Raw genomic sequence first — 11050 nt, 5'->3', positions numbered from 1 at the left:
ATCTTTCTGATTTTTATGTTACCACTTTTGAATTTTTATAACAACCTTTGCATAAAAATACCCTAGTCATGTGAGACTAGGGTGCAAGAAAGAAGCCACCCTTTCCGGTCTCACAGGACTGAATTAAAAGGTTATTATTATGAAGCAATCTGCTTAGATTGTTTTATTTGTTTCGTTTCCGGTAGTAGTAGATTTAACAGTACACCTACAATTGCTGCTAGTGCCATTCCTTCTACTTGGAATGATTCTCCTACGTGAAGTACCGCTCCACCAATACCGATTACTAATATTACTGATGCAATCATTAAGTTTCGTTTGTCACTTAAATCTGTTTTATCATCTACCATCATGCGTAATCCGCTTGATGCGATTACACCGAATAGTAAGATTGATACACCACCCATAACTGGTGTTGGGATCGAATGAATCAGTGCAGAAATCTTACCGATAAACCCGAACATGATTGCGAATACTGCTGAACCGATGAATAAGTATACACTGTATGCTCTCGTAATTGCTAGCACACCGATGTTTTCACCATACGTTGTATTCGGTGGCCCACCGATTAGTGACGCAATTAATGTTGCTACTCCGTCACCGAAGATTGAACGGTGTAAACCTGGTTTTTCAATTAAATCTCTTTTAATAACATTTCCAAGAACAATTTGATGTCCGATATGTTCTGATATTGTTACTAGTGCAACTGGTACCATCAAGAGTACAATCTTCCATGAAAACTCTGGTGTATATGTTACAAATGGTACTGTGAAATCTGGTACAACAAACCATTTTGCCTCAGCTACCGGCTTTAAGTCTACTAGCCCTTGGAAGTAAGCGAAGATATATCCGCCGATAATGCCAAGTAACACTGGTATTATACTGAAAAATCCTTTTCCAAATATCGAGCATATAATTGTAATTGCTAATGTTACTAATGCTACTGAAAAGTGTGTAAAGCTATATTTGCCATCCGCACCGTTCATCGCCATGTTAACTGCTGTATGTGCTAAAGCTAGACCGATTACCATTACTACTGGACCAACTACGATTGGTGGTAGTAATTTCATAATCCACTCTGATCCTGATTTCTTAATTCCGAGTGAGATTAAGATGTACACAAGTCCTGCTAGCAAACCACCAAGCATTGCTGCTCCCGGTCCACCTGCCGTTTTCGCTGTTATAATCGGTGCGATAAAGGCGAATGATGATCCTAGATAGGCAGGTACTTGACCTTTCGTTATAAGAAGGAACGCTAACGTTCCTAATCCACTTGATATTAATGCTACTGATGGATTCAATCCTGTTAAAAACGGAACAAGCACTGTTGATCCAAACATCGCGAACAAATGTTGTATACTTAAAAATAACCATTTTCCCGGTTTCGGTACTTCATTAACGTCTAACACTGGCTTTTGTTCCATTGTTACATCCTCCTTCAGTTTAAATCTTTGCAATAAAAAAACTCTTTGTGCCTGTGCACAAAGAGTCCTACACTTTCGTATGCCAAATTTGACATATGAAAGCCAAGACCCTTTGGCAGCCTCACAGGACTACATTTAAAAGGGCTTTACTTATCGTATATGCTTACTCGATCTTGTTGATCTGTCTCTTGCAAATCAACTTCGATACGCTCTTCACTTGATGTTGGAATGTTCTTCCCTACATAATCAGCGCGAATTGGTAATTCGCGATGACCTCTATCAACAAGAACCGCCAATTGGATTTGAGATGGTCTACCTAAATCCATAAGAGCATCCATTGCTGCTCGAACTGTTCTTCCTGTATATAATACGTCATCCACAAGGATAACTTTCTTCTTCGTAATATCTACAGGGATATCAGAACCTTTTACAAGTGGTTCTTTATTTTTCGATTGTAGTGTTAAATCATCACGATATAACGTAATGTCTAACTCTCCAACTTCCATTTCTTTTCCTTCAATTTGACCAATTCGTTCTGCCAAACGTTGTGCAATAAAAATTCCACGAGTTTTAATTCCGACAAGAACACAATTATCGACACCTTTATTTCGTTCCACGATTTCATGACTAATTCGTGTTAAAGCGCGGCGAATCATTTGGTCATCTAAAACGACAGCTTTCTCTTGCATGCTCTACACCTCCAAGCTTTTTTCTTGCGTGAGAGTAATGGTATAAAAAAAGTCCTCTCAGCGTGTGCGAGAGGACTTTTGAAAAAAGGGTACAACATACCCTAAGTATTTCAAACCGTTACCTTCTCAACCTCACTGGGCTGTGTTAAAGGATCATTATTTAACTGTTGTCAGTATCTCAGTTTTCTTATGATTTGTCAATACTATTTTCGTAAAATATTTAATACGTCTTCAAACACTTCTGGAATCGGTGCCTCAAACTGAATATATTCACCAGTACGAGGATGATCAAAGCCTAAAATACCCGCATGAAGTGCTTGTCCATTCATATCTAACGTTTTCTTCGGACCATACTTCGGATCTCCTGCAAGTGGATAGCCAATATATTTCATATGAACACGAATTTGGTGCGTACGTCCCGTTTCTAAGCGACATTCTACAAGCGTAAAGTCTTTAAAGCGTTCTAACACTTGGAAGTGCGTAACAGCGTTCTTACCATTTTCATCAACTGTCATACTTTGACGCTCTTTCTTATCACGAGCAATCGGAGCATCAATCGTTCCCTTATCATGCGGAATCACACCGTATACAATCGCTTTGTAACGTCTCGTTACTGTTTTTGCTACAAGCTGATTTACAAGCGATTCATGTGCCATATCATTTTTAGCAACCATTAATAGTCCAGATGTATCTTTATCAATACGATGCACGATACCTGGACGCATTACACCGTTAATGCCTGATAAGTCTGTACAATGGTGCATAAGGCCGTTTACAAGTGTACCACTTGTATGCCCTGGTGCTGGATGTACAACCATACCACGTGGCTTATTTACAACAAGCACATCTGCATCTTCATAATAAATTTCTAAATTTAAATCCTCTGGTTGAATATCTAACTCTTCTGGTTCAGGAATTGTTACTGTAATTTCATCTTCTTCTTTTACTTTATAATTCCCTTTTACCGCTTTTCCGTTTACTGTCACAACGTCATCTTTAATCCATTGCTGCACTTGCGTACGTGACCATTCGTTATTTATCCCTGCAACGAATTTATCAATTCGCTCGTTTTTTTGCTCTGCTGCAACTGTTACTTGTACTACTTCACTCATTCAATTACTCCTTCGCTTTCTTGCCTTCTAATAATGTTTGAATAATAATTAATACAACACCAATACATAATGCTGAATCAGCTATATTGAATACTGGATAGTTGTACGAGAAAATATACACGTGAATGAAATCCACTACTTCTTGTCTAAATACACGATCAATAAAGTTACCAATTGCCCCGCCCAAAATTAGGCTTAACGAAATACCTAGAAGCTTGTCTGTTTTCGCATACTTTTTCATATAAAATACAATAAACACTACAAAAACAACTGTAATAATGTAGAAGAACCACATTTTATTTTCTAAAATACCCCAAGCAGCGCCTCTATTTCGATGTGATGTTATGTATAATACATTGTCGATAATCGGAATACTCGTACCCAATTCCATGTTCTTTACAATTAACCACTTCGATATTTGATCGATAGCAATGACGAATAACGCTATTACATAATATATCATTTTCATTTCCCCCACAAAGACAGTGTACCTCAAAATTTTAGCATAGCTGCTACCTTTTCACAATGAACCTTTATAGAAGAATAAAATAAATTAAAAAAAGGTAATATAATATCGTTGTGCGTATTCATACATTTACCTTTTCGTAGAAGAATTCATGAATCGTACGGGCAGTCGGCATTGTCTTCATTTGCTTTGTGGAAATTAATCTCCCCGTCTCTTCACAAATACCATACATGTCTATTTCCATTTTAAATAATGCGCGTTCTACATCCTTTAAATCCTCTTTTATATCATGTAATAGCAATTTTTTCTTTATCTCTTCCTTAATTTCATATCCAAGCTCTTGGCTGAACTCGACATCATATTTGTGCATTACTTCTTTAGCTAGTCTCTCTTGCAACTCTTTTCTCATCAATTGCAATTCTTCTTTTATTTCCATGTAAATTTCATTCACGTGTACATTCCTCCTAGCTGTAATGTACAGTTAGTGTGTCCGAAATTTATTTGCTTACCTCACACACATTTTTCCTTCACAGGAAAGAGTCTGAAAGTGATCTTGATATACCATCAACAAAAAAACTGACCGCATCAATAGCAGTCAGTTTTTTATTATTTTACATAGTTTTCTTTAACAACTGTTGCACAACGCTCACATAATGTTTCATGTTCAGCATCTTTACCAATTGTTTCTGAAACTACCCAACAACGTTCACATGTTTCACCAGTTGCTTGAACAACAACAACCGCTGTATGTTCATACTTCGGTGCATCTGCTGGCGCTTCATCCATCATACCACCAAGTTTATACTCAGAAACGATGAATAATTGCTTTAAGTCTTCGCTAATAGACTCTAACATAGCTTTCATTTCTGCAGTTGGATATAGCGTAATGCTTGCATTTAATGACTTACCGATTACTTTTTCATTACGAGCTACTTCTAGTGCTTTTAACACGTCATCACGTAATGTCATAAATGCATCCCATTTTGTTTTTAACGCTTCCGCGTCATCTAATTGTACAGCTTCTGGCATATCAGTTAATTGTACACTTTCTTCTGTTACGCCTGGAATATATGGCCATACTTCATCAGCTGTGTGCGGTAAGATTGGTGTTACAAGTTTCGTTAACGCAACAAGAACATCATATAATACAGTTTGAATTGCACGACGATCTTCGTGGTTTGCACCTTCAATGTATAAGATGTCTTTTGCAAAGTCTAAGTAGAATGAACTTAAATCAATTGTACAGAAGTTATGAATTGCATGATACACAGCAGCGAAATCGTATGTCTCATATGCTTCTTTAACTTTTGTAATTAAGTCATTTAATTTTACTAACATGTAACGATCTACTTCACGAAGTTCAGCTACAGCTACTGCATTTTCACTTGGCTTAAAGTCGTCTAAGTTTCCTAATAAGAAACGGAATGTGTTACGGATTTTACGATACACTTCTGCTACTTGTTTTAAAATATCATCTGAAATACGTACGTCAGATTGATAGTCAACAGAAGATACCCATAAGCGTAAAATGTCTCCGCCTAATTGATCCATGATTTTCTTCGGTACGACGATGTTTCCAATCGACTTACTCATTTTACGTCCTTCACCATCTAGTACGAAACCGTGGCTTAGTACGCCTTTATATGGAGCTTTACCTGTTACAGCAACTGCTGTTGATAATGAAGAGTTAAACCAACCACGATACTGGTCAGATCCTTCTAAATATAAATCAGCTGGACGCTGTAAATCTTCGCGCTCTTCTAATACCGCTTGGTGAGAAGAACCTGAATCGAACCATACATCCATGATGTCTGTTTCTTTACGGAATTCACCATTTGGACTACCTGGATGTGTAAATCCTTCTGGTAATAGATCTTTCGCTTCACGCTCGAACCATACGTTAGAACCGTGTTCACGGAATAAATCTGCTACATGGTTAATTGTTTCATCCGTAATAATTGGATCACCATTCTCAGCATAGAATACCGGAATTGGCACACCCCATGCACGCTGACGAGAAATACACCAGTCACCACGGTCACGAACCATATTATGAAGACGAGTTTCTCCCCATGCTGGTACCCATTTTGTTTCTGCTACAGCTTCTATTAATTCTTTACGGAATGCTTCAATAGATGCAAACCACTGTGCTGTCGCACGGAAAATAATTGGTTTTTTCGTTCTCCAATCATGTGGGTATGAATGTGTAATGAATGTTAGTTTCAGTAACGCGCCTACTTCTTCTAATTTTTCTGTAATTGGTTTGTTAGCTTTATCATAGAATAAGCCTTCAAATCCAGGTGCCTCATTTGTTAATACACCTTTATCATCGACTGGGCAAAGTACTTCTAATCCATACTTTTTACCAACAACGAAGTCATCTTCCCCGTGTCCTGGTGCTGTATGAACACAACCTGTACCTGCATCTGTTGTTACGTGATCTCCTAGCATAACTAATGAATCACGATCGTAGAATGGATGTTTTGCAACTGTATACTCAAGTTCGCTACCTTTTACTGTTTTCACAACTTCAGCATTTTCCCACTCTAACGTTTTTGCAACTGTCTCAAACAGCTCAGAAGCAATGATATATTTCTCATCATTTACTTTTACAATGCTATATTCAAGCTCTGGATGAACAGAAATACCTAAGTTTGCAGGTAATGTCCAAGGTGTTGTTGTCCAAATGATGTACTTTTCATCACCTTCTAATACGTTCTTTCCATCTTTTACAGGGAATGCTACGTAAATAGATGCTGATTTTTTATCTTGATATTCAATTTCAGCTTCTGCTAAAGCAGATTCACTCGTTGGAGACCAGTAAACTGGTTTTTGACCTTTATAGATATAACCTTTTTTCGCCATGTCACCAAACACTTTAATTTGTTGTGCTTCATAAGCTGGCTCTAAAGTAATATATGGATTATCCCAATCTGCACGTACACCTAGACGCTTAAATTGCTCACGTTGACGTTCTACTTGTTCATATGCATACTCTGCACATAACTTACGGAACTCAGCAACTGTCATTTCTTTACGTTTTACACCTTTATTTGTTAAAGCTTGTTCAATTGGTAAACCGTGCGTATCCCATCCCGGAACATATGGCGCACTAAAACCAGTCATTGATTTATAACGAACAATAAAGTCTTTTAATACTTTATTTAATGCATGTCCCATATGAATGTCACCATTCGCATATGGAGGTCCATCATGCAATACAAATAAAGGACGACCTTTTGTATGTTCTTGTACTTTTTCGTAAATATTCATTTCAGCCCATTTTTCTTGCATTGCAGGCTCACGTTTTGGTAAATTCCCACGCATTGGGAACTCTGTTTTTGGCATCAGTAATGTATTTTTGTACTCCATGCTCAATTCCTCCTTACATGTATAAAAGAAATACTTAAAAAACGGAATAAAAAAGAGACCTTCTCATCCCCAAAAGGGACGAGAAAGTCTCCCGCGGTACCACCCTAGTAGATTCTATACATATGTATAGAATCCTCTTTATATTCTTAACGCGAATACACGCCTACGCTTACTCTATTTGTTCAGCGCGGAACTCCAGGGTGATATTCCCACTATCTCCTTATCCTGAGCTTACACCATCCTCAGTTCGCTATATAAGGTTTGAAAAGGTACTTATCCCTATCTTCGTTTTTCTTAATAAATATGTTGTTTAAAATTATATGTAATAATGAGAAAAACGTCAAGCTTACACTGTTTCTTCTTTTTTCAACAGTTCATCTACTTCGTCTTCTAATTCAATTAGTTTATCCCAATCATCGTTGTTTAACATCTCAAGCTGTGTTTCTAATAACATACGGAAACGAGTTCGGAATACTTTCGCTTGTTTCTTTAGCTCTTCAATATCAAAAGCAACTTTTCTTGATTTTACTAATGCTTCGTTAATAATACGATCAGCATTCTTTTCAGCTTCACGCACAATTAATTTCGCTTCTTTTTGCGCATTACGTTTTACTTCTTCCGCTGCTTCTTGTGCAACAACGATAGATTTGTTTAACGTATCTTCAATATTAGAGAAATGATCTAACTTCCCTTCTAACTGCGCAACTTTTTCTTCTAAAGCTTTTTTCTCACGAATGACCAATTCATAATCTTTGATAATTTGATCAAGAAACTCATTTACTTGATCTTCATCATAGCCACGGAATCCGCGACCAAATTCTTTGTTATGAATATCTAATGGTGTTAACGGCACAACGCCACCTCCAAGTAGTTATCTAAATTTCCTCTTTCAATTATATCTTTTCTTCGACAAAATAGGAGGATTTCCTTCTAAAAAACCAATCATTTTAGTATACCATACAAAATTCTCCATTTGTCGCGTTTTGTTCTACCTTCTACAGAAAATAATTTACTTCGGCCATATCCTCTAACAGAAAAAACATCTCCTGGATAACATTCATAAGAAGTTTGCTCCACTGTTTTCCAATTGACTTTTACTAAACCATTTTTTATGAAAGGTTGTACTTTCTGTCTAGATAAATGTAACATTTCAGCTAACATAACATCTAAACGAAGTGAAGAAACCGTTCCAGATTTCTCTCCCCACGTTTCATGTATCTGTAGAATTTGTTCTCCTTGCACTGACGCTAAAGAGACTTTTACTTTCCCTATTGATTGTAAGTTCATCTCAATATACGATACAATTTCTTTCGCAACTACAATTTGGGCACGATTTTCTTGCAGCAAAATATCACCACATTTTTCTCTTGTTAAACCAAGAGACATAAATGTACCTAATATTTGCCTATGTTCTAGCGTATAAAACTTGGAAGGATAGTCAATTTCTAATACTTCTACTTGAAATTCTTCTTCATTTAATTCTAGATAGTCTGGATAAATAAGTGCTCTTTTACGCTCTGCATTAGGCGTTGCACCACCAAATTGCACAGCAACATCACCTTGTCCTATTACCATAGAAACAATTTGTTGTTGCCTAGGATCAAGAAAATCCATTAACTTCACTTGATGGTACTCCGCCGCTCGCTTCCACTCTAGCACTTTATCCACAAAGACCTCCTCATCAGGCCTAAAATGTTCGTAGATGCTCATGTATTTACCTTCTTACTATAAGAAATAGCTTAATAAACTGAACAAACCAGTTTTAGCAAGTTTCAACGCAAAGATTGCAACGATTGGAGAAATATCAATCATTCCAAGCGGCGGAATAAAGCGGCGGAATGGTTCTAAATACGGTTCACAAATACGTGCCAGGAACTCTCCAAAAGATGATTCCTTTGCACCAGGAAACCATGATAGGAGAATGTAAATAATAAGTGCCCACGAGTAAATCTCGATAGCATAACTTAACACTATAAAAACTGTTGTCATGGCGTATTACCACCTCTTTATATTTGTTTCTTCTTCTTCACCGAATAACTCTGAAATCGCACCAACAATATCTACATTTTCAGGTGTACACATAAATGTTTTCGGCCCTATTTTTTGAATGTCCCCGCCTATAGCGTATACAGTACCACTTAAAAAGTCAACGATACGTACCGCTTGATCAGTAGACATTCTCTGCAAATTAATTACAACAGCTCGTCTACCTTTTAAGTGGTCCGCAATCCCTTGTGCTTCCGAATATGTGCGTGGTTCTAATAAAACAACTTTTGAAGATTGTTTTGCTGTTTCAATACTCACAACATTTTGCTTCGGTTGCGCTTTCGGAAACGTAACGTCTTGTTGTTCTGGTGGATCTTGCTGCTTTTTCATGTCTGTTTGCTCCTTTTCATAACCATATTGAGCTGCTTCTTTTTCTTCCGGTGTATCAAAAAAGAAGTATTTTACTTTTGACCAACTCATAATAAGATTCTCCTTCCTTTTACGCTTTTCCTACTAAAATCGTTCCCAAACGAATATATGTAGCCCCTTCTTCAATTGCAATCTTGTAATCGTTGGACATTCCCATTGATAATTCTTTACATGGCGCATGTAATAACTCTAGCTCCTGCACCTCTGTTTGCAGCATACGTAATTCCTTAAAACAGCGTCTGATTTCTTCCTCTTCTTCTGTAAATGGAGCCATCGTCATTAGTCCAACCACTTCAATTTTATCGAATTCTTGCAAACTTTGAATAAAAGAAACAACCTCTTCTATTGCCAATCCTTGCTTCGATTCTTCAGATGAGGTTTTCACTTGAATAAAGCATTTCACTTTCTTATCAGCACGTTTCTGAATTTCTTTCGCCAGTGAAAGACGATCTAACGAATGTAAATAATCAATTTCATTAATGATTTCTTTTACTTTTCTCGTTTGTAATGAGCCAATAAAGTGCCAATTAACTTTTGAACCGAAATGCTCGTATTTCTGTAAGAAACCTTCATTTCTATTTTCACCTAAATCGATAACTCCAGCTTCAATTACTTCATTTGTTTTTTCAATCCCTACAGTTTTTGTAACTGCAACAAGTTTAATATCTTGCAACGAACGTCCAGCTCGAGCGCAAGATTCTTTAATAGCTTCGTTTACAATTTCTAAATTTTCTTGTACTGTCACTTGCTTTCTTCCTCCTTAAAACCTATGAAACTCAACATTCTTCCTGTCTTACCTTGATCACGACGATGAGAGAAAAATAGTTGCTCTTCACAGCTTGTACAAAGAGATGACATTACAATATGCTCTTCTTTTATGCCTGCTTGTACACATAATATACGATTAATTTCTTTTAAATTAATTGCGTACTGCCCGTCAGAAATTTTTTGATGAGGAACAGCACCCCTAACTACTTCCTGTGCTGCTGTTAATACACGATCATCCACAACATAACAACAAGATCCGATCGACGGCCCAATTGCAACATGAATTTCATCACTTGAAATACCTTCTGCATTCCACTTTTGAATCATTTCCTTTGCAATCTCTTGTACAGTGCCTTTCCATCCAGCATGCGCAAGTCCTATCATACCATGTGATGGTGCATAAAAATAGAGCGGAACACAATCCGCGTAACAAGACGTTAACAGAACATCTTCATTACTCGTATAAATGCCATCTGTTTTTGAAATGCCGTCCTCATATGAATAGACACCACTTCCCTTTTCCTGTTGCCCTACTTTTTCAACATGATGAGCATGAACTTGTTCAGAGCAAATCCAATTTTCTAATGGTTTTTGTAACTTATTTGCTAAAATGCGTCTGTTTTCATGAACGTTCTCCACGATATCATTCACATGTAATCCTAAATTCATCGCATGAAAGGAGCCCGTACTTATCCCACCATCTTTTGTCGTAAATCCAGCAGTAATGTTTCCAAGTTCTTTCCACGCTTGTAAATACAGTATACCGTCCACATATTTAAATGGTTCTCTCATAATAAAGCGGCTCCT

General features: G+C 37.1%; 12 protein-coding genes and 1 other annotated feature. All 12 genes read right to left on the bottom strand.

The window, feature by feature from the left end; genetic code table 11:
• Window positions 1-137 precede the first annotated feature (137 nt).
• Window positions 138-1421 (bottom strand): uracil permease, encoded by a 1284-nt coding sequence (gene uraA, locus ACS2CR_RS03685; RefSeq protein ID WP_000435926.1) that lies wholly within the window; start codon window positions 1419-1421, stop codon window positions 138-140.
• Between the two features lie 146 nt (window positions 1422-1567).
• Window positions 1568-2110, bottom strand: a complete 543-nt coding sequence (pyrR, locus tag ACS2CR_RS03680; protein ID WP_001156491.1) for a bifunctional pyrimidine operon transcriptional regulator/uracil phosphoribosyltransferase — start codon at window positions 2108-2110, stop codon at window positions 1568-1570.
• A gap of 203 nt (window positions 2111-2313) precedes the next feature.
• On the bottom strand, window positions 2314-3222 hold the full coding sequence (locus ACS2CR_RS03675; protein ID WP_153602393.1) for an RluA family pseudouridine synthase: 909 nt from the start codon (window positions 3220-3222) through the stop codon (window positions 2314-2316).
• A gap of 4 nt (window positions 3223-3226) precedes the next feature.
• Window positions 3227-3685 (bottom strand): lipoprotein signal peptidase LspA, encoded by a 459-nt coding sequence (gene lspA / locus ACS2CR_RS03670; RefSeq protein WP_000642184.1) that lies wholly within the window; start codon window positions 3683-3685, stop codon window positions 3227-3229.
• 124 nt (window positions 3686-3809) lie between these two features.
• Window positions 3810-4139: a molecular chaperone DnaK gene (locus ACS2CR_RS03665; RefSeq protein ID WP_001002956.1), complete on the bottom strand. Its 330-nt coding sequence runs from the start codon at window positions 4137-4139 to the stop codon at window positions 3810-3812.
• A 155-nt stretch (window positions 4140-4294) separates the two neighbouring features.
• Window positions 4295-7060: an isoleucine--tRNA ligase gene (gene ileS2 / locus ACS2CR_RS03660; protein ID WP_000455952.1), complete on the bottom strand. Its 2766-nt coding sequence runs from the start codon at window positions 7058-7060 to the stop codon at window positions 4295-4297.
• Window positions 7061-7131: 71 nt separating this feature from the next.
• Window positions 7132-7355: a binding site (T-box leader), on the bottom strand.
• Window positions 7356-7406: 51 nt separating this feature from the next.
• Window positions 7407-7913, bottom strand: coding sequence for a septum site-determining protein DivIVA (gene divIVA / locus ACS2CR_RS03655; protein ID WP_001131611.1), 507 nt, complete (start codon window positions 7911-7913; stop codon window positions 7407-7409).
• Window positions 7914-8002: 89 nt separating this feature from the next.
• Window positions 8003-8770: an RNA-binding protein gene (locus ACS2CR_RS03650; RefSeq protein WP_153602394.1), complete on the bottom strand. Its 768-nt coding sequence runs from the start codon at window positions 8768-8770 to the stop codon at window positions 8003-8005.
• A gap of 15 nt (window positions 8771-8785) precedes the next feature.
• A complete protein-coding gene (locus ACS2CR_RS03645; protein WP_000214233.1) occupies window positions 8786-9049 on the bottom strand; it encodes a YggT family protein in 264 nt (87 codons plus the stop codon).
• A gap of 6 nt (window positions 9050-9055) precedes the next feature.
• A complete protein-coding gene (locus ACS2CR_RS03640) occupies window positions 9056-9526 on the bottom strand; it encodes a cell division protein SepF (protein WP_000119129.1) in 471 nt (156 codons plus the stop codon).
• 19 nt (window positions 9527-9545) lie between these two features.
• Window positions 9546-10220, bottom strand: a complete 675-nt coding sequence (locus tag ACS2CR_RS03635; RefSeq protein ID WP_000218000.1) for a YggS family pyridoxal phosphate-dependent enzyme — start codon at window positions 10218-10220, stop codon at window positions 9546-9548.
• The gene (gene pgeF / locus ACS2CR_RS03630; RefSeq protein WP_001209006.1) at window positions 10217-11035 is read right to left on the bottom strand and encodes a peptidoglycan editing factor PgeF; all 819 of its coding nucleotides are present in this window, start codon (window positions 11033-11035) and stop codon (window positions 10217-10219) included. The genes ACS2CR_RS03635 and pgeF overlap by 4 nt, the downstream gene beginning before the upstream one ends.
• Window positions 11036-11050: the final 15 nt, after the last annotated feature.

Source organism: Bacillus cereus group sp. BceL291 (assembly GCF_051776705.1).
GTDB lineage: Bacteria > Bacillota > Bacilli > Bacillales > Bacillaceae_G > Bacillus_A > Bacillus_A cereus.
This window is presented reverse-complemented; position numbering and strand designations above follow the sequence as displayed.